This is a genomic window from Mangrovibacterium sp., from assembly GCF_041596335.1.
Lineage (GTDB): Bacteria > Bacteroidota > Bacteroidia > Bacteroidales > Prolixibacteraceae > Mangrovibacterium.
In genome coordinates, this window is record NZ_JBFHIT010000012.1 from 36,992 (window position 1) to 63,404 (window position 26,413).

The 26,413-nt window shown below is 41.0% G+C and carries 22 protein-coding genes; 14 read left to right on the top strand and 8 right to left on the bottom strand.

Annotated elements, in window-relative coordinates:
• Nucleotides 1-25 precede the first annotated feature (25 nt).
• Nucleotides 26-2,824, bottom strand: a complete 2,799-nt coding sequence (gene uvrA / locus ABZD21_RS06495) for an excinuclease ABC subunit UvrA (protein WP_372773803.1) — start codon at nt 2,822-2,824, stop codon at nt 26-28.
• A 160-nt stretch (nt 2,825-2,984) separates the two neighbouring features.
• Here uvrA and ABZD21_RS06500 point away from each other — a divergent pair, with 160 nt between their 5' ends.
• From ABZD21_RS06500 to ccsA, 12 genes are all read left to right on the top strand, one after another.
• Nucleotides 2,985-3,578 (top strand): RNA polymerase sigma factor, encoded by a 594-nt coding sequence (locus tag ABZD21_RS06500; protein WP_372773804.1) that lies wholly within the window; start codon nt 2,985-2,987, stop codon nt 3,576-3,578.
• A gap of 66 nt (nt 3,579-3,644) precedes the next feature.
• Nucleotides 3,645-3,860 carry a hypothetical protein gene (locus tag ABZD21_RS06505; RefSeq protein ID WP_372773805.1) on the top strand — a complete coding sequence of 72 codons (216 nt, stop codon included), beginning with the start codon at nt 3,645-3,647 and terminating at the stop codon, nt 3,858-3,860.
• A gap of 102 nt (nt 3,861-3,962) precedes the next feature.
• Nucleotides 3,963-4,808, top strand: a complete 846-nt coding sequence (locus tag ABZD21_RS06510; RefSeq protein WP_372773806.1) for an SPFH domain-containing protein — start codon at nt 3,963-3,965, stop codon at nt 4,806-4,808.
• 692 nt (nt 4,809-5,500) lie between these two features.
• Entirely contained in the window at nt 5,501-6,103 is a 603-nt protein-coding gene (locus ABZD21_RS06515) for a Crp/Fnr family transcriptional regulator (RefSeq protein ID WP_372773807.1), read from the top strand.
• A gap of 138 nt (nt 6,104-6,241) precedes the next feature.
• Nucleotides 6,242-7,303, top strand: a complete 1,062-nt coding sequence (locus ABZD21_RS06520) for a hypothetical protein (protein ID WP_372773809.1) — start codon at nt 6,242-6,244, stop codon at nt 7,301-7,303.
• 75 nt (nt 7,304-7,378) lie between these two features.
• A complete protein-coding gene (locus ABZD21_RS06525) occupies nt 7,379-7,774 on the top strand; it encodes a hypothetical protein (protein WP_372773810.1) in 396 nt (131 codons plus the stop codon).
• A gap of 24 nt (nt 7,775-7,798) precedes the next feature.
• Nucleotides 7,799-8,671, top strand: coding sequence for a DUF5777 family beta-barrel protein (locus ABZD21_RS06530; protein ID WP_372773812.1), 873 nt, complete (start codon nt 7,799-7,801; stop codon nt 8,669-8,671).
• Nucleotides 8,672-8,841: 170 nt separating this feature from the next.
• Complete coding sequence (locus tag ABZD21_RS06535; protein ID WP_372773813.1) at nt 8,842-9,774, top strand: cytochrome c3 family protein; 933 nt, start codon at nt 8,842-8,844, stop codon at nt 9,772-9,774.
• A 5-nt stretch (nt 9,775-9,779) separates the two neighbouring features.
• Complete coding sequence (locus ABZD21_RS06540; protein ID WP_372773815.1) at nt 9,780-10,433, top strand: cytochrome b/b6 domain-containing protein; 654 nt, start codon at nt 9,780-9,782, stop codon at nt 10,431-10,433.
• A 132-nt stretch (nt 10,434-10,565) separates the two neighbouring features.
• The gene (locus ABZD21_RS06545; RefSeq protein ID WP_372773816.1) at nt 10,566-12,068 is read left to right on the top strand and encodes a cytochrome c3 family protein; all 1,503 of its coding nucleotides are present in this window, start codon (nt 10,566-10,568) and stop codon (nt 12,066-12,068) included.
• 151 nt (nt 12,069-12,219) lie between these two features.
• The gene (locus ABZD21_RS06550; protein ID WP_372773818.1) at nt 12,220-12,711 is read left to right on the top strand and encodes a multiheme c-type cytochrome; all 492 of its coding nucleotides are present in this window, start codon (nt 12,220-12,222) and stop codon (nt 12,709-12,711) included.
• A 123-nt stretch (nt 12,712-12,834) separates the two neighbouring features.
• Nucleotides 12,835-15,951 (top strand): cytochrome c biogenesis protein CcsA, encoded by a 3,117-nt coding sequence (ccsA, locus tag ABZD21_RS06555; RefSeq protein WP_372773820.1) that lies wholly within the window; start codon nt 12,835-12,837, stop codon nt 15,949-15,951.
• Nucleotides 15,952-15,958: 7 nt separating this feature from the next.
• Here the strand turns inward: ccsA and ABZD21_RS06560 are convergent, their stop codons facing one another.
• Nucleotides 15,959-17,419 carry an SDR family oxidoreductase gene (locus ABZD21_RS06560; RefSeq protein WP_372773822.1) on the bottom strand — a complete coding sequence of 487 codons (1,461 nt, stop codon included), beginning with the start codon at nt 17,417-17,419 and terminating at the stop codon, nt 15,959-15,961.
• Nucleotides 17,420-18,072: 653 nt separating this feature from the next.
• Between ABZD21_RS06560 and ABZD21_RS06565 the strand changes: the two genes are divergently transcribed.
• Nucleotides 18,073-19,254, top strand: a complete 1,182-nt coding sequence (locus ABZD21_RS06565; protein WP_372773823.1) for an OmpA family protein — start codon at nt 18,073-18,075, stop codon at nt 19,252-19,254.
• A 76-nt stretch (nt 19,255-19,330) separates the two neighbouring features.
• Here the strand turns inward: ABZD21_RS06565 and ABZD21_RS06570 are convergent, their stop codons facing one another.
• The 6 genes from ABZD21_RS06570 to folP form a co-directional block, all read right to left on the bottom strand.
• A complete protein-coding gene (locus tag ABZD21_RS06570; protein ID WP_372773824.1) occupies nt 19,331-20,608 on the bottom strand; it encodes a M16 family metallopeptidase in 1,278 nt (425 codons plus the stop codon).
• A complete protein-coding gene (locus ABZD21_RS06575) occupies nt 20,605-21,840 on the bottom strand; it encodes a M16 family metallopeptidase (protein WP_372773826.1) in 1,236 nt (411 codons plus the stop codon). The genes ABZD21_RS06570 and ABZD21_RS06575 overlap by 4 nt, the downstream gene beginning before the upstream one ends.
• A gap of 2 nt (nt 21,841-21,842) precedes the next feature.
• The gene (locus tag ABZD21_RS06580) at nt 21,843-22,808 is read right to left on the bottom strand and encodes an NAD(P)H-dependent flavin oxidoreductase (RefSeq protein ID WP_372773828.1); all 966 of its coding nucleotides are present in this window, start codon (nt 22,806-22,808) and stop codon (nt 21,843-21,845) included.
• A 62-nt stretch (nt 22,809-22,870) separates the two neighbouring features.
• The gene (locus tag ABZD21_RS06585) at nt 22,871-23,941 is read right to left on the bottom strand and encodes a mechanosensitive ion channel family protein (protein ID WP_372773830.1); all 1,071 of its coding nucleotides are present in this window, start codon (nt 23,939-23,941) and stop codon (nt 22,871-22,873) included.
• On the bottom strand, nt 23,938-24,744 hold the full coding sequence (gene cdaA / locus ABZD21_RS06590) for a diadenylate cyclase CdaA (protein WP_372773831.1): 807 nt from the start codon (nt 24,742-24,744) through the stop codon (nt 23,938-23,940). The genes ABZD21_RS06585 and cdaA overlap by 4 nt, the downstream gene beginning before the upstream one ends.
• Nucleotides 24,745-25,623 (bottom strand): dihydropteroate synthase, encoded by an 879-nt coding sequence (folP, locus tag ABZD21_RS06595; protein WP_372773833.1) that lies wholly within the window; start codon nt 25,621-25,623, stop codon nt 24,745-24,747.
• A gap of 227 nt (nt 25,624-25,850) precedes the next feature.
• Between folP and ABZD21_RS06600 the strand changes: the two genes are divergently transcribed.
• Entirely contained in the window at nt 25,851-26,393 is a 543-nt protein-coding gene (locus tag ABZD21_RS06600) for a DUF1599 domain-containing protein (protein ID WP_372773834.1), read from the top strand.
• Nucleotides 26,394-26,413 lie beyond the last annotated feature (20 nt).

The window sequence follows — 26,413 nt, forward strand, 5'->3', positions numbered from 1 at the left end:
CTCTGTTTCTTTTTTTACGATCGATCTAGAGTTTCTCAATCAATGCTTGTCCGGTGAATGAATTGGATGCTTTTGCCAGTTGTTCCGGTGTTCCTTCGAATACGATTTTTCCTCCGTTTTTACCTCCTTCAGGTCCCAAATCGATCACCCAATCGGCTGATTTAATCACATCCAAATTGTGTTCGATAATGATGATGCTGTGCCCTCTGGCAATTAGTGCATTAAAAGACACCAGCAAAATATTGATGTCATGGAAATGTAGACCGGTAGTGGGTTCGTCGAAAATAAAAAGGGTAGGGCTATCCTTTTCCTTCGCCAGAAAAGCTGCTAGCTTAACCCGTTGACTTTCACCTCCGGATAGGGTTGAGGAGCTTTGTCCAAGTTTTACATATCCCAGCCCAACATCCTGAAGTGGTTGTAACTTATGCGCAATCTTCTTTTCCGTGGAGCCTTTACCGGCAGCGAAAAATTCGATGGCTTCGTTAATGGTCATCTCCAATACATCGAAAATGTTTTTGCCCCGGTATTGTACTTCCAAAATCTCATCTTTAAAACGTTTACCGTTGCAACTTTCGCAAACCAGATGAACGTCGGCCATAAACTGCATTTCGACATTTATCTCGCCTTCACCCTGGCATTCTTCACAGCGCCCGCCATCAACATTAAACGAGAAGTGAGCCGGCTTGAAACCTTGGTACTTCGAGGCTTGAAGTTCCGAATATAATTTTCGGATTTCATCGTAGGCCTTGAGGTAGGTAACAGGGTTCGATCGTGATGATTTTCCGATTGGATTCTGATCCACAAACTCGATGCCGGTGAGCCGTTTGAAATCACCTTTAATCGCGTCGTGCTGTCCTGTTTTGTCGGAAACTGTTCCGAATATTTTGGCTAACCCTGGATAGAGGATCTTACTTACCAGAGTTGATTTTCCGGATCCGCTCACTCCGGTAACTGCTGTCATTGTGTTGAGTGGGAACTTGACGGTAATATTCTGAAGGTTGTTTTCCCGAGCACCAATTACTTCAATAAAATCGTTCCACTTTCGCCTGATTTTTGGGGTTTCAATTCGTTTGCGTCCGGTTAAGTAATCAGCAGTCAAACTGTTTTTAGCTTCAAGTAAAGCTTTGTGATCTCCCTGAAAAACCAGTTCGCCACCGTGTGTGCCAGCCATTGGGCCAATGTCGATGATTTGGTCTGCTGCACGGATTATTTCTTCGTCATGTTCAACAACCAAAACGGTATTCCCAATTTTTTTCAGCTTTTGTAAAACATCGATCAACCGTTCGGTGTCTTTGGGATGAAGACCAATGCTTGGCTCATCTAAAATATATAGTGAGCCAACGAGGCTGGAGCCAAGTGAAGTCGCCAGATTTATTCGCTGCGATTCGCCTCCTGACAGAGTAGACGACAAGCGGTTTAGAGTGAGGTAGCCTAGTCCGACATCGCACAGGAAATTTAAACGACTGGTAATTTCAATTAGAATACGTTTGGCAACGTTCCGTTCATGTTCGCTTAGTTGAATGTTCTTAAAAAACTCCTGTAACTCATTTACCGGAATCAAAACCAGATCCTGAATGGCAGTTCCGGACACCTTAACATAGCTTGCTGTTTTTTTCAGCCTGGTGCCTTTGCATTCCGGACAGGTTGTTTTTCCGCGATAACGGGCCAGCATAACGCGATACTGTATTTTATAACTGTTGCTTTCCAGCATCTTGAAAAAGTCATTCAGACCTTCGAAATATTTGTTGCCCTTCCATAACAACTCCTGTTGTTCCTGAGATAATTCGTAGTAGGGTTTGTGGATGGGGAAGTTGAATTTGTCAGCCGCCTGAATGAGTGCTTCCTTATAGGCTTTCATGCTTTCACCTTTCCAGCATGCAACTGCTTCCTGATAAATCGATAGCGCTTTGTTTGGAATGACTAAATCTTCATCAATGCCAATTACTTTGCCGTACCCTTCGCAGGCAGGACAGGCTCCTATCGGGTTGTTGAAGCTGAACATGTGTTCTGTGGGCTCTTCAAATTCAATTCCATCGGCCTCAAACAAATTCGAAAAGTGTTGCTCTAAAGTGCCATTTTCGGTGTACACTTTCACGATACACTCACCGTGTCCTTCAAAAAAGGCTGTTTGAGCTGAATCGGCCATTCGGCTTACATTGTCATCGTCACGACTTGCCTGCAAACGGTCGATTACGAGGTTGCAGTCATCCGAACAAACGGAGCTTTTTTCTTTTTTTAATAGCTCATCAATCCGTTCAATTCCATTCGCTGTTTCAATACGCGAAAATCCCTGTTGAAGCAGTAATTCAGCTTCTTCCATTATGGAACGACCATTCTTCGGTCGGAGCGGAGCGCAAACCAACATCCGTGTTTCTTCCGCAAATGAACACATAAAGTCAACCACATCTCCAACTTGATGCCGTTTAACCTCGGTGTTTGAAACGGGTGAGATGGTCTTGCCGATTCGGGCATACAGTAACTTCAGGTAGTCGTATATTTCGGTTGAGGTTCCTACAGTCGAACGGGGATTTCTGGAATTGACTTTCTGCTCAATTGCAATAGCCGGAGGTATGCCTTTTATAAAATCAACCTCAGGTTTATTAATGCGCCCTAAAAACTGCCGCGCATAGGATGACAAACTTTCAACGTAGCGGCGTTGCCCTTCGGCATACAACGTGTCAAAAGCTAATGATGATTTTCCAGAGCCTGACAGGCCCGTGACCACTATGAATTTGTTTCTCGGAATTTGTAGCTCTACATTTTTTAGGTTGTGGACACGAGCTCCTTTTATGTGTATATTTTGCGCCTTTTTGCTGTCTGTCATTCTGATAGCTTAATTTTTGTTTACAAATAATTTGCTTTTTTAACAAAAAACAAAGAATTTTACCGAGTGCAAATTTAAGAAATACTTTAACTCACCTTTTAAACGGATTGCCTATTGATGAATTTTACTTTGTATTAACCAAGTATTAAAATAGAAAGTAATGTTCAGCACTACTGTAGAGAATGACAATGCGCTCGTTTTAAAGTTCATTAAGGGTGACCAATCCGCAATTGAAATACTTATTCAGCGCCACAAGAGCCGTGTGTATACTTACATCTTCTTGATTGTAAAAAATCAGGCGTTGGCTGAAGATATTTTTCAGGATACCTTTATTAAGGTTATCCGTTCGTTGAAAACCGGCAAGTATACGGAAAACGGGAAATTTATCTCCTGGGTGTTAAGGATCTCGCACAACCTCATTATCGATCATTTCCGAAAGGAACGCTTGTTGAATACCTTTTCCAATGAGGATTCAGATTTCGATTTGTTTAATTCGGCCAAATTTTCGGACGAGAATATCGAAGAGAAGCTCGTTTTCGAGCAGATCACCGCAGATATTCGCCGGCTAATTGACGAATTACCCGACGACCAGCGTCAGGTGATTATTATGAGGCACTACCTGGGATTGAGCTTCAAGGAAATTGCCGAGCGTACCGATGTCAGTATCAATACTGCTCTTGGACGTATGCGTTATGCGCTAATAAACCTTCGTAAGATTATCGAAAAGAATAATTTGCTTTTAACAAAAATTTAGATTCCGGAAGCAATATTGGCTTATCCTAAGCGTTATTTAGATGAATTAAACATTAATCTGATGCTTATGGATAAAACATTTACATGGTTAGAATTTTTGTTGAAATCGGAAGATGATCTTTTCGAGTCGGAGTTAAATTACGCGACAGAGAAAGACACTGAATTTACCGACTTGGTTAATGAACCGAAGCGGTCGAGCCTCAACGCGATCTGGCAGTTCGCCGAAATTTACGATACGTTGAAGACGAAATCGATCGGTTATATCGAATTGAATTTAAATTAGTAGTTGAAATTTTATATTGAAGAGCATCTTGAAAGAGATGCTTTTTTATTTTACCTTGATGATATTAAAATGATATCAATATAAATCAATAAATACAATATCATGGAAAAGCATTATTCTGGAATTTCGGGGTATTTTGCAGTTGCGCTTGAAATCTTTATAATCCTCATGGTGATTTTTGGAATTACGCGAGGTTTGATCTTACTATCCGCTATTGGAATGGTTGTGTTTTTCTTTTTACTTCCCGGCTTTCTTATTGTAAATCCAAACGAGAGTTCGGTTTTGATTTTGTTTGGAGAGTACAAAGGAACGATTCGTAAGAATGGATTCTTTTGGACAAATCCATTTTTTGTGAAGAAGAGAATCTCGTTGCGTGCCAGAAACATCGACAGCGAACCGATTAAGGTGAATGATAAAATCGGGAATCCGATCATGATTGGAGTTGTATTGGTTTGGCGGGTGGCTGAAACCTTCAAAGCAGCCTTCGATGTGAATGACTTTGAGCATTTTGTTACGATACAGACAGAAGCTGCGATTCGGAAATTAGCAGGCCTCTATCCTTATGATAATTTTGAAGACCAGGATGCCGAAATTACCCTGAGAAGTGGAGGTGAAGAGGTGAATGATGAGCTTGAAAAGGAAGTTACGGAGCGGTTGTCAATTGCAGGTATCGAGGTGATGGAAGCGCGGATTAATTATTTAGCGTATGCTCAGGAAATTGCCCAGGCAATGTTGAAACGTCAGCAGGCGACTGCAATTGTCGCGGCTCGATTTAAGATTGTCGAGGGAGCTGTTAGCATGGTTGAAATGGCGTTGGACGAGTTGAGTAAAAAGGGAATTGTTGAATTGGATGAAGATAAAAAGGCAACCATGGTAAGCAATCTGATGGTTGTATTGTGCGGCGATAAAGAAGCGACTCCGGTAGTAAACACGGGAAGTATCTATTAGGCTATCAAATAAGGTGTTTGCGGGGGGCGATTCCGAATTCCGATACGTTGCTAATTTTAAGGAGGAAGATCGTATGGCCGGTAAAAAGTCGTTTGTTTTACGTTTGAGTCAAAGTGATTATGAGGCACTGGAAAAATGGGCATCAGACGAATTCCGAAGTGTTAACGGACAATTGGAATGGATCTTAAATAGAGCACTGAGGGAAGCCGGAAGAAAAGGTGTCCAAAAAGGTGAATCTGGATCGAAAACAGGAGAAGATGACCTTGAGAGAGACAGGCTGTTGTGAAGCGTAATCCCATGTTCAATGTACCTTAATTGTGAAAATTCGGAATTGTGTATAGTGTTAATCATACGGTTTTTGCGAATTTTATCGAGCGTGTTTTCTTATGCTTTGGAGCATAATGGCGGTTTGGGAAATAGCTAAGTATTTAAGGTTCAGGTGTAACGTTTAGTGTAAGTTCAGGTTGTGTAATTTAGAGCTTGAAAAATGATTTTATTCTCCTAAAATAACCTAATTTTAGTATGTAATTATGAAATAATGTAATTTGTTGCATAAGTAGTAGTAGCCCATGTTCGACGATTCACAACGAAAAGACTGTATAACCTGCAATAAGAATTGCTGTGTTAATTGTTTCCCGGAAGACGAGGCAGTTATCTTTAAATCGTTGTCACCTGGTGAATTGGAATACCTTATGCAATGCAAGCAGAACATCGTCTTTAATCCCGGAGAGACAATCATTAAGCAAAAAACCTCAACCACCCATTTTGTTTGTATAAGGCAAGGAATGGCGAAATTAGTAGCCGAAAGTCCGCGTGGGAAGAATGTAATTTTGCGCATTTTATCCAACCATAGTTTAATTACAGCCGGAGGAGTCGTTAGCGATGATATTCGCCATTTTACAGTTACCGCAATTACACGGGTTGAGTGTTGTTTTATTGATTCTGACCGTCTGCACCAGGTTTTGGCTCGGAATAGTCACTTTGCCTATGAATTGTTGAAATATAACAACAGACAAAACATTCAGATGCTTGAAAGTTTGGTTGGTTTAACTCAAAAATACATGCCCGGTCGTGTTGCCGACACATTGTTATACCTCAAAAATCAGATTTACCAGTCCAATCCATTTAACTGCAATTTGAACAAGCAGGAACTGGCCGATATGTCAGGGATGACCAAAGAAAGTTTTATTCGAAGTTTAAAAGAATTGGAAGTTTCCGGAATCGTGCGGCATAACCGACGTGAAATCGAAATTTTGAAAGAAGATGACCTCCAACTGATCAGCAAGAATGGCTGATTGACATATATCAATTTTTACACTTCCTTATATCATCTGTTCTGGTTTTTTGTAACCCAAACACAATCCTATATTTAGGTAGTAGAATCTAACGAAGATTAAACCTGAGTTTATTGATGTGTTATAAAATCTAATACTATGAAGATCAGAACGATAATCCGATTGTTGACAATTGCAGTATTGTTGCTTTTTGTTATCCCCTCATGTGTGAAAGAAGGTCCTGCCGGTTTGGATGGCATGGATGGTATGGATGGTGCTGACGGTGCCGACGGTGCCGATGGCAATGTAACTTGCATTGTTTGCCATAACAGTGAAAATATGAGCTTGGTTGAATCGCAATATGAGACTTCCGTTCATGCCTTGAGTCCTCATACACCCGATCCAACTTATATCTATGCCGGTAGAGGTGATAGCCGGAAATCATGTGCTGTTTGCCACACTCATGAAGGCTTTGTTGAGGTCGTTTTTACTGGAAGAGATACACTAATGGCCAGTTTGGCGGCACCGACCCGTATTGGATGTGAGACCTGCCATAGCGGGCACGTTAGTTTCGATTTCGAAACAGATGGTCAGGATTATGCCTTGAGAACAAACGATGGCGTAATTGTGGACGCAGTTACTGCTAATGGATATTTAGTCGATTTGGGTTCCAATTCAAATCTTTGCGTTAATTGTCACCAACCCAGATCTGGCGCACCAGAGGGCGATGAAAGTGGAAATTATTCGATTACCTCAAGTCGTTACGGTCCTCACCACGGCCCTCAGGGTACTTTGCTAGAAGGCGTTGGTGGTTATGAAACGATTGTTTCAGGTGGCGTTTCCTATCCCGGAACTAAGTCACACCCTCACCGCGAAGCCGGATGTACTGATTGTCACATGAAGGATGGAGATCACTCATTTATGCCTAAGGTTGATGCCTGTAAAGTTTGCCACACGGGGGCAACTAATTTCGATATTGGTGGATTCCAGACTGAAATTGAAGAGATGCAGGCGGAATTGAAAGCATTGTTGATCGCCAAAGGAGCGTTAAGCGCTACCGGATCAGTAATCGGAAGTTACTCGAATCCCAATGTATTACCGATAGATGTTGCCGGTGCCTTGTTTAACTATGTTACCGTTGAAGAAGATCGAAGCATGGGGGTACACAACCCGGATTATATTGACGCATTGCTGAAGAATTCGATCAAAGCACTTGAGTAATCGTAGAGAAATAGGAAAAAGCTTCTCATAAAACAGAAGCTTTTTTTTAATCAATTTTAGCTAAAAGGTACCAATATGAAAAAATATAAACTATTCCTTTTTGCAGCCGTATTGGGAATGCTGTTCAATGCCTGTGAATACAATTTTATTGAAACCGAAGAGTTGCCGCCTATTGACGGAGGCGGCAATGGGCAGGAAACCGTATTTTTTACGCAAGACATTTTACCGATCTTTTCTGCCGGAAGCTGCACGTCGTGCCACAAATCGGGTGGACAATCGCCCGACCTGACAGCCGAAAACGCCTACGCTAGTATTGGCAATGCAAAGTATGTCAATGTAACTACACCTACGGCTAGTTTGATATATTCCCTTATTGAACCCAACTCGACGAGCCATACGCACCATCAGTACACTTCGGCACAAGCGCAGCTGGTTCTGACATGGATTACAGAAGGTGCAAAGAACAACTAGTGATAATCTAAAAGAACTTGAAAAATGAAAAAGAAGTTATTATACATTATTATAAGTCTGTTTGTTTGTACCAATCTGTGGGCGCAGGAGAAAGCGGAAAAAGACGAAGTGGTGATGGACGCGTTTGCAAGCGCTTTGTTGATTGATAACCAAACCTCTTTCATGCCATCGGCAAAAACGCTTGAATTTGTGATTCAGCATAAATTCGGATCAATTCAAAATGGACGTTCTGATTTATGGGGGATTTATGCGCCGGCAGAGGATATTCGGTTGGGTTTAAATTACGTTCCGGTTGAGAATGTGCAGATAGGCGCAGGAATTTCGAGGAAGTTGATGAACACCGATTTTAATTTGAAGTGGAATGTATTGAAACAGACGACTAACGATCGGATCCCTTTTTTTGTGACGCTTTACGGTAATTTGGCAATTGATGGCCGTGAAAAGGACCAAGTTGATTCAGGAATGACTTTTTCTGATCGTTTGGCTTACTTCAGCCAAATAATCATTGGGCGGAAATTTACTGATGCTTTGTCCCTTCAAACCGGAATCAGTTTCTCTCACGCCAACCTGGTGACAGAAAACTACGATCACGACCGAGTTGGATTACACCTAAACGGCCGCATGAAAGTGTCGCCACAGGGGGCAATAATCGCTACCTTCGACGCTCCTCTGCAAATTGATAAGTTGTCGGAGCAAGCTTCTTACATCGATCAAATGCACCCTGAGCCAACGTTGTCGTTTGGCTACGAAATTTCAACCTATACACACGTGTTTTCTATTTATATGGGGAATTCATCCAGCATACTTCAACAGAATAACATGATGAATAACTTTAGTAAGATAGAGAAAGATAATTTTGCTATTGGATTTACAATCACACGTTTATGGATGTGGTAGTTTTTAAGATATAGATTAACCGAAATGGTAATATCTACGAACGAGATATTACCATTTTGGTTAAGAATCAATTCCTTCGGAAAGAAACAGCAGGTTATTTTGAATCTGTCTCGTACATTTCAAATGAGAGGGTGAGATCTGTAATACATAAAATTATAAAATACGTTCCGATGAGGACATGCCTAATTGTACTACTTGTTATCTGTTTCGGTCACTTAAAGCATTTAAGTGCTCAATATTATGACGAACCGCAAGAACATCAGTGTCTGAAATGTCACTCCAATCATTCTTTTTCATTTCATAATGAATTGATGGATCGCGAAGAAAAACGGCTGATGAATCCATACTACGTTATGGATACCTTGGCTATGAGAACGGGAGTACACAACGTCTTTGATTGCGTTGACTGTCATTCTTTTGATTATACTGCCTATCCCCACCAATCCAACCTGAAACTTGAACCAATGAATACCTGCCTGGATTGTCATGGCGGGGATGAATCTTTTGCAACGTATCAATTTGAACGAATTGATGAAGAGTTTAAGAAGAGTGTTCATGCCCGGGTCTACGGTGATTTGTTTACCTGTGCGAAATGTCACAGCCAGCACACCTATACGGCAACAGCAAGAACTAGTAGCAGTGTAAAGGAAATTGTGGCGTATAGCAACCAAATGTGTCTCTCATGTCACAATTCGATGGAGCGGTATGAAATGATTTCGGGGCGTGGAAACCCGGAGCTCGTAAAAGTGCATAGCTGGTTGCCAAATCAGCAGCTGCATTTTGAAAATGTCAGGTGTATTGAGTGTCACACAGAAGTCCAGGATAGCCTGATGGTCTCCCATAACATCCTACCCAAATCGCAGGCGGTAAAGAAATGTGTCGAATGTCACTCTGCAAATTCGAAGCTAAAAGCATCGCTGTATAAATATGAAAACCTTCAAAACAGAGGTGAGAAGGGCGTGTTCGGAAATCTGATTTCCAATGAATCGTACGTGATTGGAACGCACCAAGTGCCTTTCTTGCGGTGGTTGAGTATTGTAATACTGATCGGAGTGCTTGGCGGTGTTTTGGTACATGTTATTTTCAGAATCTTAAAAAAATAGATCCGATGACTGAGAACAAAATATATTATTACCCTCTTTGGCTGAGAATTTGGCATGCAATTAATGCTGTCGGTATTCTGATTCTTATCATTACCGGAATCAGTCTGCAGGCTGGTGTCGAGTCAGTGTTTGTCGTACGTTTCGATAAAGCTATTGATATCCATAATGTTTGCGGAGTTATCGTGACACTGAATTATTTCGTTTATTTTATTGGTAACTTAGTTACGTCCAATGGTCGTTATTACATTGTAAAGCCAAGGTCATTCCTGAAACGACCAATGAAACAAGCCTATTATTATGCATGGGGGATGTTTCATGGTATGGAAGCTCCGTATCCTTTATCAGAAAAAAGGAAATTCAATCCGCTGCAAAAATATACCTATGTTATTACGATGTATATGGCGGTTCCCGGCGTAATTGTTACGGGATTTGCTCTTCTGTTTCCAGAGTTAATTATTGAGAAAGTTTACAATATGAGTGGGATCTTTATCACAGCAGTTTTTCACTCAGCGCTCGGTTTTTTTATCTCTATTTTTCTAATCATTCATTTATATATCGCGACAATAGGGAAGACTCCGTTTGCCAATTATAAAAGCATCATTACCGGGTGGCATCATCTAAAGGGTACCCCCGACGACGAAAAGGCAAATCGGGGCTGATTTTTCAATAGGCGATTTTTGGCGCTGATTCGCACGAAAAAGTATCTGTTTAAAATGGCCTATTTGAATTTGTTCGTTAAGTTTTCAACCTTAGTTTGAGTTATTGAACTAATTTTTATAATCAACAGGCCTATGAAGTTGCCATCATCAATAAAAAACTGGATCTCCATTACCGGGACTGTTTTGGCCACTTTTAATTTAGCTTCGATTGTATCCTTAATGGTGCTGAACTCCGTATTTGGCTTTGGTGGATCCTATATTGGCCTGTTTATTTACATTGTATTACCGGCATTTATGGTTTTCGGATTAATTCTTATTCCGGTAGGAATGCGAATTAACAGTAAGCGCGCCCGCAAAGCAGAACAAGAGGGTGAGCCGCTTAAATGGCCAATCATTGATTTTAATAATCCTGCCGTCCGGAATGCTGGTATTATATTTATTGTTGGAACTGTATTTCTTCTCATTATTTCATCTATTGGTAGCTACGAGGCTTTTCATTATACCGAATCGGTTGAATTTAGTGGAAAACTTTGTCATCAGGTAATGGAGCCGGAGTACACAACTTACCATGGATCATCGCATGAGCGTGTCGCTTGCGTTGAATGTCATGTTGGGTCGGGTGCCAGCTGGTACGTCAAAAGCAAATTATCCGGTTTGTACCAGGTTTATTCCGTATTGGCAAAAAAGTATCCGAAACCTATTCCCACTCCCATCGAAAATTTGCGACCGGCACGTGAAACCTGCGAACAATGTCATTGGCCAGAGAAATTTTACGATCGCAAAATGCGCATTCAGCATGCTTTTCTCGCTGATGATGCTAATACTGAAAATATTATTCACCTTCAATTTAAGACAAGTTCCAAAATGACGGCCAATGGAGTAGAGAAGGGCATCCATCAGCACATTAGCCCAGAGGTTAAAATTGAATACAAAGCAGTTTCCGAAGATCGGCAAGTCATTCCTTGGGTGAGGTATACCAATTCTATAACAGGAGAATCGGTGGTATTCACCGACAGTGAAAACAGCTATACAGAAGTGGAATTGGATGCTATGGAAGTTAGGGTAATGGATTGCCTGGATTGCCATAACCGTCCATCGCACGACTACCAGGTTCCGCAGAACTTTATTGACAAGTCGCTCGCTGAAGGACGAATTTCAAAGGATCTGCCGAGTATTAAGTTGTTGGCGATGATCGCTCTGAATCAGGAATATCCGACAAAGGATAGTGCGTTTTACGCGATAAAAACTCAGGTGAAGGAATATTATGAAATGATTGATCCGGATATGCTTACCCATCGCAAAGCTGATGTTGAACAAGCTATCGCCCAGATTCAAAGGGACTATTCGAACAACATTTTTCCTGAAATGAGATCGAGCTGGAGATATTATCCGAACAACATCGGTCATATGGAAGCTGAAGGTTGTTTTCGTTGCCATAACGATCGCCACAGGTCTGATTCGGGGAAAGTAATTTCGAAGGATTGTAATTTGTGCCATGATATTTTAGCTCAGGGAACACCCGGCAATATCGTTTATTCGAGCTCGTTTGAGTCGCTTGATTTTGAACATCCGGTCGATATTGATGAGGCATGGAGGGTGGAGAGCTGTTCGGTCTGTCATACAGCACTTTACTGAGTTTTTTAGCGATCGCCGAATTATCCTTAGAAACGGTTGGAGAAAAGCAGATAAGTTGCTAAATTCGGCTGAATACCATGCATGATCGCGAGTTTGGCATGAATATAGAGTAAATAATAAATACAGTATGAATCAACTAAATATTAAAGTTATGAATGCCAAAAGAGTGTTGCTTTTATTTGGACTGGCCATCATGGTTAGTTCGGTCGCTTTAGCACAAGATTTTAAATATATCGGTGCCGCAAAATGTAAAATATGTCACAATAAGCCCACAACTGGCGAACAATTCAACAAATGGACTGCCGGACCGCATGCGAAAGCAATGGAGAGTTTAAAGGGCGCTGAAAAAGAAAATCAAAAGTGTTTGAAATGTCATTCAACAGCAGCAAGTGTTGACAAAAGTTTGGTCGCAACCATTACCGTTGAAGAAGGAGTTTCTTGCGAATCATGTCATGGACCTGGTAGTATTTACAAGTCCGCCGGTATCATGAAGAACCAAAAATTAGCCTTGACCAAAGGGATGATCATGCCTACCGAGATGGTTTGTAAGAAGTGTCACAATGAAGAAAGCCCACACTATAAAGGGTTTAATTTCGCAGAATATTCTAAAAGGATTGCGCATCCGGATCCATCGAAGAAGTAATTATATTGAAAACTAAAATCTGAAAATTCCTTTGTTTTATCCAAACAAAGGAGTTTTTTTATTTGCTATACCGTTCGTCGGTTTAAGACAACGAAAGTGTGAATTTCGGTTAAGCTATTTACTATGAAGAAATTATCAGCTGTTTTGTTTTCTATGCTTACAACATCTTGTTTGTTTGTCATATTTGCCATTGCCATTGGCTACGCTACATTCATTGAAAATGATTATGGGACACAAACAGCACAAATACTGATTTACGACGCAATTTGGTTCGAGGTTTTTCTCGCGTTAACCGGGATTAACCTTATTGGCGGTCTCTTTTATTATAAAGCGTTTAAATTGAAGCGGTGGAGCATGGTACTCTTTCATCTGGCTTTTATTGTCATGTTGGTTGGTGCGGCAATCACTCGATTTTATAGCTATGAAGGGACAATGCATATTCGCGAAGGTGATTCGAGTAACATAATGGTTACAACTCAGGCCTATATCCGGCTGGAAGCAACCGACAAAGCAGGGGAGGAGATCACTAAAGAATGGCCCGTTTCCTTGTCTCCTTATACCTACGCTAATTTTAGCAAATCCGTTTTTATTGATGGGCTTGAAGTGGTATTGGAAATTGATGACTTCATTCCTAACGGAATTGAGTCAGTAGTGGCTGACGAAACAGGAGGTCCGGTTGTCGAGTTAATCGTGCTTGATCAAGGAGTAAGGAGAAATTTGGTTCTTTCTCAAAATGAAACAGCATCGTTAAATAACTTCTCTTTATCGTTCGAAGGAGACAAATCTGAAAATGCGATTCGTATTCAGCGTTCGGGGCCAAGCTTGAGTATGACTGCTCCCGATACATTGCAGGTAATAACAATGACCGGTGAAATCGACGAGCCTTTAATTCCGAAAATAGAACATCCGTTAACGACTCAGCAAATGTTTCAATTCGGACCAGATATGTTTGTGCTTCGTAACTATTTGCCGAGGGGGCGCAAGGTGGTGAAATCACAGGAACTTGAAAATGGGGAGATGGCCAATGATGCTGTGCTTCTGAATATTCGGATCGGCGACGATAGTCGGCAGCTTGCTGTTTTCGGGAAGAAAGGACAGGTGCATGAGTCGTCGATGGTCAATTTGAACGGGGTGGAAATGAAACTTTTTTATGGCGCAAAGATTGTTGAATTGCCTTTTGAACTGAAATTGAATGATTTTCAGCTTGAGCGTTATCCCGGATCGATGAGTCCTTCGTCTTTTGCCAGCGAGGTTACCTTGCTCGACTCCGAAGAAAACATACAAAAACCCTTTCGTATCTACATGAATAACATTCTGGATTATGGTGGTTATCGGTTCTTCCAATCATCATACGACTCGGATGAAAAGGGAACTGTCTTATCGGTAAGTTTCGATCGTTTAGGTACGCAGGTCACCTATTTGGGATATCTGCTAATGTCTATCGGAATGATATTTTCGTTCTTCAATAAATCGAGTCGTTTTCAGTTTTTACTACGCAGTGCCTCGCGTGTTAAAAAACAAAAGCGTAAAAATGCCGCTTTCCTTGTGCTACTGGCACTATTGCTACCTGCACTCTCCGAAGGACAGGTTTCAAATGTGAACATGAATAATGAGCATGTTAAAGCATTTGATCAATTATTGGTTCAGGACAGGCAAGGGAGAATAGAGCCAATCAACACTCTGGCGTCAGAAGTGTTGCGCAAGCTTACACGCAAAAATACCTATCAGGGGCAATCGGCAACAGAGGTGTTTTTGGGAATGAGCGCCATGCCCGAAGCATGGAAAAATGAGCCAATTATAAAGATTGCCAACTCAGAGCTTGCCAGTCAGTTGAGTATTATAGGCGATTTCGCAAGTTTTGCTCAGTTGGTTGATGCCAGTCGTGGTATTTATAAGCTTCGCGATTTGGTAGATGAAGCTTATCAGAAGAAACCAAACAGTCGAAATAAATTTGATAAAGAAGTTATCAGTGTTGACGAACGGGTCAATATCTGTTATCAGGTTTTTAACGGTACTTTTTTGAGGGTCTTCCCGGATAAAAATGACGAGAATCAAACCTGGCATACAGAATCCGATTATTTTCAGGGAGAGCGGGCAAATTTAGCCTCCGACCAACGGTTGATGACGATCTATCTCAAGGCACTTCAAGAGGCCATGCTTTCAGGGAACTATTCATTGGCAAATCAGTCCCTTGATGAACTAATCGGTTTTCAGCAGGATTATGGATCGGAGTTAATCTTGCCCGTCAGTAAAATCAAGCTCGAGATTCTTTATAATAATTTGAATGTCTTCGGTTTGCTATCTAAAATTTGCGCGTTGTTTGGATTGGTGTTGTTGATTTTTCACTTGTTAGCGATTTTTAGTGCGACAAGAAAGGTCGATTCACTTTTACAGATTGGAAACTGGTGTGTCGCGTTGTTGTTTGTCGTTTATACTGCAGGGCTAGCTGTACGATGGTATATTTCAGGGCATGCTCCCTGGAGTAACTCCTACGAGACACTTTTGTACATAGGGTGGGCAACCCTGCTCTCGGGCTTTGTGTTCTTGAAAAAATCACAAATCACATTGGCTGTAACATCAATTCTGACCGGATTAATTTTAATGGTTGCCGGAATGAGTTGGCTGAATCCTGAAATAACGAATTTAGTACCAGTGCTAAAATCATATTGGTTAATTGTGCATGTTGCCGTTATTACAGCCAGTTACGGATTTTTAGGTATTGCTGCGCTTTTAGGCATGTTAAATCTTGTGTTTATGAGTGTTCGAACGGGTAGGAATTTGAAAGCAACTTCATTTACGATTGTCGAACTATCAATAATTATCGAGTTGGCTCTAATTGTAGGTGTTGTATTACTAACGATCGGCGCTTTTATTGGAGGTGTGTGGGCGAACGAATCGTGGGGCCGATACTGGGGATGGGATCCAAAAGAAACCTGGGCTTTGGTAACAATCTTGGTGTATAGTTTTATTCTTCATCTTCGAAAGGTTCCTGGTATTTACAGCCACTATGTATTAAGTTTCCTCTCGTTAGTTGGTTTTAGCTCCGTATTGATGACATTCTTTGGCGTAAATTATTACCTGTCGGGAATGCACTCTTATGGGCAAGGCGATCCACCACCGGTTCCCTCAGGCGTTTATTTTGCTATCGTCGTGATTGCGATCTTAGCCATATTAGCCGGCTTCTCTGAACGGAAGTTCGGTAGGGCAGAGGAAATAGTGAATATTGAAGAAGTAAAGTAGATTTTGATCAAAGAGTCGGGGGTGTTTTGCTCCCGACCTCCACAATACGTTTGATTAACCCTCTGAATATAAACAGGTGAAATGGCCATGATGCCCACCAATATAATCTTCCCGGAACACCGATCGGTCTGAATGTTGCTGTTTGAATCAAGCAAAACTGATTTTTGTAGGGTATGATTTTAAATTCAAGCCAAGCTTCTCCCGGAAGCTTCATTTCAGCAAAAAGTAATAATCTCATTTTTTTGCGGTCAGCCAAGAGTACCCTCCAAAAATCCAAAGCATCGCCGTTTTGCAACTGTTCAGGATCAGTTCTTCCTCGTCTGAGGCCGATCCCGCCATTTATTTTATCGATGTAACCTCGAATCCGCCACAACCAATTGCCGTAATACCAGCCAGTTTTACCACCGATCTTCCAAATGGCATCTAAAACCCTTTCCGGGTCGGTCGAAAAGATGACCCGTTTCTCATCCTTATAGCATCCGTATTTCGGCACATTTATGTGGTCTGCAAAATTTGAATCAAACTCACTGCTGCTCAAAGCATCTTTCCAACTGGAATAAAACTGATTCTGCCGTATGCGAACAAAGGCAGCTTGAATGGCTTCCCGATAACTGATTGGTTCAATTTGGAGCAATTCTGCCAGTTTATTGGGTTTAGCGATCACCTCAACTTTTAAACTGTCAACCAGATTAACCGCGAGTTTGTATGATGTTGAGGTGATAAAGTATAACCAATAGGACGACAAGCGTGGTGTCATGATTGGAAGTGTGATAATTTTGCGCTTCAGATTTCGCACGTCGGCATAGCCTAAAAGCATCTCCTTGTAGGATAGAATTTCTTTTCCGCTAATATCATACGAGTTATTATAGGTCGTTTCATTGAGCAATACACCAACAAGAAATTTGAGCACATCGCGAATAGAAATTGGCTGCGTCAGCGTTAGTACCCATTTCGGGGTAATCATTATTGGTAGTTTTTCAACAATGTCCCGAATGATCTCGAATGAAGCACTTCCGGATCCAATAATGATACCGGCGTGCAGGGCGGTCACCGCGTATGATCCCTTGCATAATTCAAGCTCTACATTAGCTCTGGAGCGCAAATGTTTCGATAGTTGTTTGTCATTGGAAATCCCACCAAGATAGATAAGTTGTTTGATGTTAGTTCTCGATATTATTTCCCTGAAATTTTTGGCTGCTTTAAGCTCCATTTGTTCAAAATCTCCTGAGTTGGTAGCCATTGAATGGATGAGATAATAGGCTGCATCAATGTTTTCCGGGAAATTCAGTTCAGGAGGAGGGCTTAAGAAATCGATCTCAATTATTGCAACTCGTGGGTGGTTTAACCACACCTCCGCAACGCGACTCTTATTCCGGACGCAACAGTATAAAAAATGATCCTGATCAAGTAGTTGAGGCAGTAGCCTTTTACCAACATAACCAGTAATTCCGGTTAATAGGATGTTCATTTTCGTTAATTTTACCGTAAATTACAACTTCAATGCAACCGATCAAAGAAATATCGGTATTTGTGCAGCGTGAATCTAAACAGGTTCATCAATTCCAACGAATTTTTGATGGTTATAAATAGGATGAAAAAGTGTGATATTTGTCAAATATTAAGATAAAAATAATAAAGCGAGGAGAGAGTGGATTTTTTTTGCGAGAAAATAGAAAGTTTTATTGATTTTTCTTAGATTTATTATTTGTATAACTGATTGTAAACAATATAATTAACCTTTGACCGCAGATCTGGGTTGTGAGTTTTTGCTAAAATCGACAGTCTGGTAGGTCAATCTTTTATTAAAGAATCAGTATTTTTACTTTTGTAAAGCATATTGCAATGTCTTTCTAAAGAAAGCTCACATTAATAATAGAGGATAAATTGATGTTTTATGCATTGTACTTGTTGAACATTTTTTATTTTTGTTGCGACAAGCAAATGGTTTAATTTAACACAACGTATGTTTCCAAAACATATTATAGTTAATGGCTGTTTTTGATGTGAAATTTAAGTTTGCCAAACAAGAATTAAAATTTAATAAATTGAAGATAGGGGAAACTCAATCTGACTTTATAAGTATAGAAAAGTTAATTCGAATTAATATCTAAAAATTAGTTTATGAAAAAGAAGTTTTTACTAATCGCTCTTATTGGTTTTGCGAGCGTGTGGGCTTATGGACAAGAAAGCTCGGAACTGGACGCAAAATTTAATAAATGGTCAATTGAAGGTGGAATTGGTTTGACCAAACCATGGCAAAACTTTACAGAGGGGTATGGCTCTGCAACACCTGGATTTTTGGCAACTGAATTAGGTGTCCGTTATATGATCAGCGAATACTTTGGTTTTAAAGTCGATTTCGGCTATAATAAGTTCGCTGAAGGTGACGATTTCATGGATTTTGAAACAAACTCATACCGTCTAGGTTTACAGGGTGTTTTGAATGTTGGTCGTATGATGAATTTCCAGAACTGGACACAAACAGTCGGTTTATTAGCTCATGGAGGTATTGGAGCCGGTTATTTGGATTATAAAAGAGTTGAAATGGACAAGGACTACGTAGGTAACGTGTTGGCTGGTTTGACAGCTCAATTTAAGTTGTCTCCACGTATTGCTTTGAATCTCGATGGAACTACTGTTGCTAACATTCGTCAAAACGAAGCATTTGACGGTGGCAAAGGAAATAAGAATGACCTTGGCATGGTTTTCAACGGTACTGTTGGTTTGTCAATTTACCTGGGTAAAGAAAAATCGCACGCAGACTGGTATTTCAGAGATGATGAAAAATATAAAGTATTGGATTCAAAAATTGCAGGTTTAGAAGGCCGCATCAGAAAACTGGAAGACAATACAGCTGCTAAATCTGATCTGGAAAAAACTCAGGGTGCAGTTGACGTGATTGCGAAAGATGTTGATGCGTTGAAAAATGCAAAGGCTCCGGAAAGCTATGATGAGTTCGTTAAAAAATTGGTTAACGACGGTTACATCAATGTTTACTTCGATTTCAACAGCACAAAAGTTCAAGGTGCTTCTTCTAACTCTGTTAGTTTCATGAAAGCATATTTAGCTAAAAATACTGGTGCAACAGTTGATGTACAAGGTTTTGCTGACGAACTTGGTTCTGACGATTACAACCAAAAATTATCTCAAAAACGTGCTGATGCAGTTGTTAAGCTGTTAACTGAAGCAGGAATTGATGGTTCTCGTTTGAATGCTGTTGGTAAAGGAAAAGATGCAAGTGTTGATAAGAGTTCAGCTCAAGCGCGTCAATTGGCAAGAAGAGTTACTTTCATGGTTAAATAATCAGGAAGTTCAATCATAAAAAAAAGCCTTGGTCTTTACAGATCAAGGCTTTTTTATTGGGGAAAACAAAAGAATACTATTGACCAGCTATTACTGTAAACAGGTCTTCAGATTGAAAATAAACTTGAGCCAATCGTTTTAATTCTGCGGCAGATATTGATTGAATTGCCCAGTAATAGGCGTCGTAAAACGAATTGTCGAGATTGAAGTCGTGTAGGTTTCTGAATGCCTGAGATAGCGCAAACGGACCATCAAACTCTCTCAACAGCTCGCTGGTCAAGTATTGTTTTACTCGTTCAAGTTCAGGCGTAGATACAAGCTCGTTTCTCAATATTTCAAGTTCCTTATGTATCTCGCATAAAGTAGCTTCTTCGTAAGTTTTATCCACTTCTGTAGCGATAATAAAATACCCAGCCTCATTCAGACTAACAAAGTGAGCTCCGATTCCGTACGTATAGCCTTTGTCTTCCCGAATGTTAAGCATTAGCCTCGAGCTGAAGTAACCGCCTAAAACTGTTGTTAAAATTTGCAGTCCAAAGTAGTCGGAGTGGTTCTTTGGAACCAATAACCTTCCTAGTCGAATGGCCGACTGAATAGAATCGGGTTTCGTAATGCGGATAAGTTTTTCAGTTGACGATTTAATCTTTTTTTGTAGGTTCTCAATTGGGGAGCCTCCCCAATCTGTAGATCCAAAATGACGATTTAACTGCCTTGTCAAATCGTTGGAAAATCGACCTGAAAGATGAATCTCGCAATTCCCTGCATGGTAAAACTGACGGTAGAACGTAATGAAATCATCAAGTTCAGCTTCGTCGAAATCTTCTGCTTTTAGGTTTAAATTGTAGGGATGATTATCGCCAAACAGTGTTTCGGAGAATTTCTTTTGAGATAGAATTTTTACTTTCTCCATTTCAAGCAAAAAGCGTTGCTTACGCCGTTTTAGCAGGTTTTCAAATTCTGATCGAGGGAAAATGGAGTCTTTAATGAGTTCTTCAACTATCGGTAGCAATTTATTTAGGTGTTTTTCCAGACTGATAATGCTAATTGTCCCAAAGTGGTAATCGGCATTTAGTTGAATGTACGCTCCATGAAAATCGAAAATCTCAGCAATTTGCGATGCCGTGTAATTTTTTGTTCCTTCCTGAAGCATCGCGTTTGAAATCGCGGCTAAGAGTGGCTTCTGTTGATACCAAATTCCGGATTTGAATACAATATCCAATTTGCAAACCTCCTGGGTTCCGGCATGCAGCAAATAAACCGGGATCTGGTTGTCTAATAAGAACTTGTCAGGGCAAAGGAAGTCCGGTTTGGCAATTGGGTTTAGTTGAGGCGCTATTTTGCGGTCTAAAGTCATTTTGCTAGGTAATTTAATTGAGAGCAGTTAGTCGGGATGAAAATATTCTGAGCAGTGTGGCGAATCTCTTCGGCTGTAATTTCTCGGTACCATTCGAGTTGCTCATTAATTAGTTCAGCCCTTCCTATATTTTCGTAAGTTGCCAATTCCTGGGCCATGTGCAGGTAGCCCATTTGAGCGTACACGTGGTTTGCCTCAAGTTTGTTTTTAACTTTCTCCAATTCGATTGGGGCAACCAGGTCCTGTCGTATTTTTTCCAGTTCAACCCAGATTGCCTTTTGTGCTTTGTCAATCGAGCAGTCTTTCGAGAGCTTGCCCGAAACAATAAATAGCCCCGGATCGTGGTCTCCGGAAATATAGGCATCCAGCTCAACAAAAAGCTGTTGCTCTTTTACGAGCCTGTTGTACAACCGGGATGAATTTCCACCTGATAAGATGTCTGAAATCAAATCGCAAACATAGTATTCGCGGCTTAGCCGGTCTGCCATGTGAAAAGCCAGGTATAGCATATTATCAGGAACATTGCGCTCCACTGTGAGCTCCCTGAATTCAGTTTGTTGGGGCTCAACCGGCAACTGTGCGTTGAGCGATTCGCGACGGGGAATTCCTCCAAACCACTTGTTGGCTAGTTTTAAACAGTGTTCTTCATTGATGTTTCCGCTTAAAACCAGCACCGCATTATTCGGGCTGTAAAATCGGTAGAAAAACTCCTTCACTTCGTCCAGGGTGGCATCAGCGATGTGGCTAATTTCCTTCCCGATGGTGGTCCATTTGTAGGGATGCTGCTTGTAGGTCAGACTCCGGAGCAGATCCCATGTGTCACCATATGGCTGGTTTAAGTTCCGCTGTTTGAATTCCTCAATGACTACGTTTTGCTGTACTTTAAGACTGCTTTCCGAAAAATCCAACTCGAGCATTCGATCCGATTCAAGCCAAAATCCTGTCTCCAGATTGTCTTTTGGAAGCGACAAATAGTAATTTGTGAGATCGTTTGTTGTATACGCATTATTTTCGCCACCTGCGAGTTGCAAAGGAATGTCGTAGTCGGGTATGTTTTTTGTGCCGCCAAACATTAGGTGCTCAAATAAATGGGCAAAACCTGTTCGGTTCGGATTTTCGTGTTTTGAACCTACGTGGTAACAAATATCCATTGCCACCATAGGAGTCGAATAATCCGGATAAAGAATGATTTCAAGCCCATTTTCGAGGCGATGACGAGAGAATTCAATCATTTCTATTCAAATATAAATTTTGAGTTTTCAATAATTTGAAGGCGGGTACTTTCGTATTCTTCAATTAATTTTTTCATGATTTCTTCCACCGAAGGGATGTCATCGATGCAAGAAGCAATTTGACCAATCTCCAGTTCTCCTTCGTCCAGATATCCTTCAAACATGCCTTTTTTAGCTCTTCCTTTACCCAGAAGTTGGCGTAGTTCGTCCTCTGAAGCACCTCTAAGCTCAGCGTCTTCAACTTGCTTAAAGAACTTGTTTTTTATGAGTCGAACCGGAGCCAGTTTCTTTAAAGACAACTTTGTAGCTCCTTCACCTAAGCCTAGTACAAGTTTTTTAAAATCGTCGTGGGCTGATGATTCTTTAGAGATGGCAAATCGAGACCCGATTTGAACACCGTCGGCGCCCAGAGCCATGGCAGCCATCATCGCTTGTCCGCTTGCTATTCCGCCTGCAGCCAGCAAGGGGAGCGAAGTTGTTTTCCTGACAGCAGGAATTAAAGTTAGCGTTGTTGTTTCGTCGCGTCCGTTGTGACCACCCGCCTCAAAGCCTTCTGCAACAACAGCATCAACTCCCGCTTCTTCGCACTTCTGGGCGAAGTATGAACTTGCGATGACATGTACGACAATAATTCCGCGTTGTTGTAACCATTTGGTCCATGCTTTGGGGCTGCCAGCCGACGTAAAAACTATCGGAACTTTTTCAGCTACAATAATTTCCATCACCGTTTCCAATTCGGGGTAGAATAACGGAACATTGACACCAAAGGGTTTATTGGTTGCCTGCTTTGTTTTTTGAATGTGTTCAAGAAGCGTTTCGGGGTGCATCGATCCTGTTCCCAAGAGGCCCAAACCTCCGTGGTTACTAACAGCGGAGGCTAGTTTCCATCCGCTGCACCATACCATTCCACCTTGAACAATAGGGTATTTAATCTGAAATAGATCAGTTATTTTGTTTTCTGAAGACATATTTGATATGCTTTGTTTTTGGTAAATCAATAAAAGAGAGCGAAAAAAACGATCAAGCTTTGCTAATCGAAATTTTTAGTCTTTAAATGCAAATCTCGTTGAGGGAAAGGAATTTCAACTTTGTTTTTTCGGAATTCACTGTCGATGTCAAAGCGTAAGTCGCTTTTGATATTTTCCACTAAGAAATCTTCCACCGTCCAAAAATACAACTGAAAGTCGAGTGATGATTCTCCGAAATCGTTAAACCGGACAAATGGTTTTGGGCTCTTAACGATTTTGTCATGTTTGTTGGCTGCCTGTAGCAGAATTTTTTCCACTAGTCGAACATCTGAACCATAGGCAACCCCTACATTGACATGGAATCGAGTTGCTTCTTGGTTGTGCGACCAATTGATCACTTTCTCAGTGGTGAAGCGCGAATTGGGAACAATAATCACCACGTTAGCGCGAGTGAGAACTTTCGAAAATCGTAGACCGATCGAAAGAACCCGACCGATTGTGCCTTCAACTTCAACAATGTCGTCTACTTTTATCGACCCGTCGAAAAGGATAATTATTCCCGAAAAGAAATCGTTGAATATGTGTTGAAGACCAAATCCAACGCCAATTAACAGGGCAGAAATACTGGCAATCACAAAGGTCATATTCAGCCCGAATGAACTGGCAATGACCGAAATGCCTAGGATCCAAATCACGTATTTAATGATCTGGATAAACGATTTTCCCCGCCCACGGTCTATCAGCCGGTTTTCTATTCGGATGTTCATCCCATATTCGGCAAGGAATGCCACGATATGTGTTACATAAATAATGACAAGAGCAATGAAAATATTGACAATCTTAACCGCATATTTCTCATTATTGTAGATTATAAGGCCGAGAAACTGGTGGTAATTTATTTTTAGAACTTCAAACACTGCAGCGATAGCAGTAACGATAAATGCCAGCCGAATAGCTTGTTGGACAACACGCAGGAGTTCGGTTGAGAACTGGTACTTCTTTCCATACTTTCGCGTAAGACGGATCAGGGTGACAGCCAGGATTACAGATGTTGTCAGGATTCCAATTGCAGCAATTAGCTGGAAAAGGTTGATTTGGAATGCTCCGGATTGAAATATATAGATTTCACTCATACGTCATCATTATCATCATTTTGAGGATGAACAACCTGTTCTAATATTTTTGCAAGCTCGGCCAATGAAATATTCACATGAATATGTCCGGCCCGAGCAATTGATATTTTACCTTTCTCCTCTGAAACAATAATGGCAACAGCATCTGTTTGTTCAGAAATGCCAACTGCAGCACGGTGCCTAAGTCCCAGGTTCGGATCCATGTCTTGTTTTTCAGTAACCGGAAGAATACAGCGTGCAGCAACAATCCGGTTGCCAATAATAATCAAAGCGCCATCATGCAATGGTGTGTTTTTAAAAAAGATGGTTTCCAGCAGTGCATCCGAAATTCGGGCATTCACTTTTTCTCCGGTGCGCACAAACTCGCGTAGTTCCGATTTTTGAGCAATGACAATCAAAGCCCCGGTTTTTGTTCGGGCCATATTCTCGCATGCTTTAACCAGCATTTTTAGTTGTTGGTTCGACGCAGATTTTACCTTGTCGGAAGCAAAAAGTTTGTCCATACCAAAGAGCCGGTTTACTTCTTGGTTGCTTCCAATCAACAGTAGGAACCGCCTGATTTCCTGTTGAAAAACAACAATAAGAGCCAATACCCCAACTCCGAGAAATTGGCCCATCAGCGTATCGAGCAATTCCATATTGAGAGCTCTAATCAGGAGCCAAAATAAGTACACCAGAAATAGCCCTATAAATATATTGAAGGCAACCGTTCCTTTAATCAGCATGTACAGCTGGTACAACAGGAACGCCACCACGAATACATCGAGGATATCTAAAAAGCGAATGGTAATGAATAGGTTCATCTATTTAGCAACCTCTTTTAATTTTTTAAAAAGCTTTACAGAATGTACAGCTTCCCGAACATCGTGAACTCTCAGAATATCAGCTCCGCCGAGCAACGCCATTGTATTTGCCGTAATTGTTGCAGGCAAGCTGTTGTCCGGGTCGATCTCCAACATTTTGTGCAGCATCGATTTTCGGCTTACCCCAACCATAACCGGAAGCTGAAATACTTTGAATGCGTCAAGACGGTTCAACAGGTCGTAGTTGTCGTCGATACTTTTACCAAACCCAAAACCCGGATCAAGAATCACATCTTTAACACCTGCCTTGGTTAATCTTCGTACTTTGTCGGAAAAATATTTTGAAATGTCTTTTATGATATCCTCGTAATGAGGATTTTCCTGCATCGTTTGAGGTGTTCCCTGAATGTGCATCAAAATGTATGGAACGCCGAGTTTGGCAATCGTATCAAACATATGTTCATCGAACGATCCGCCAGAAATATCATTCACAATGCACTCGCCAATTTCATCAATCACGCGCAATGCAACCCACGACCGATAGGTGTCGATCGAGATTGGAACTTCCGGGAACCGTTTTCTTATTTCAGTAACCGCAGGCAACAATCGGGTCAACTCTTCCTTGGTTGAAACATTGTCTGCTCCGGGACGGGTAGAAACTGCCCCGATATCGATAATGTCGGCACCTTCCTCCAGCATTTGTTCAGCTCTGGCTATCGCTGCCTCAGTCGTATTATATTTGCCGCCATCGAAAAATGAATCAGGGCTCACATTTAATACCCCCATTACTACCGGATTGGTTAAATCCAACAATTTGCCATTCAGTGAGATGGAACTTTTGCGTTTGAAAAATTTACTGGCAGAACTGGTAATCAACATAAATCTTAACGATTTGAGTAGTTAAACAATGCGTCGTACAAATGTAAAAATATGCCGTCAAAATACGCATTTAATTCCTATTTTTATGGCTGATTTCGAGCTTAAATGACGCACTATACTTGCGGAATATATTGCCTCCTTTTATCTTACACGACCCTGTGGGGGACAAGATTCGGGAAATCGGAAACAGATGATAATACCAAAAATAATTTTTGTTGCGTAAAAAGATGGATAAAACAATTCAGGAGTACAATCATGTGATCAGTATTTGTGAGGATATATTCACAAAAAAGATGAAAGATTATGGCACAGCCTGGCGAATTTTGAGACCGAGCTCTTTGACTGATCAGATTTTTATCAAGGCTCAGCGGATTCGAAGTATTGAGATGAAAGGTACAATGAAAGTGGCGGAAGACAGCCGTTCAGAGTATATCGGTATCATAAACTACTGTATCATGGCTCTTATTCAACTGGAGAAAGGGATTGCCGAAGACGAAGAGCTGTCGCACGAGGACACCTTGAAGCTCTATCAAACCTATTTTAACCAGGCCAAAGAGCTGATGCTGAATAAGAATCACGATTATGACGAAGCGTGGAGGTTTATGCGAATCAGCTCGATTACCGACTTGATTTTGATGAAAATAAAGCGAACAAAACAAATTGAAGACAATGCCGGAAAGACGATTATTTCGGAAGGCATTGACGCAAATTACATGGATATGATCAATTACGCAGTTTTTGCGTTAATAAAGCTGGAGTTTCCAAACTAAATGATTTCGACAAATAATTT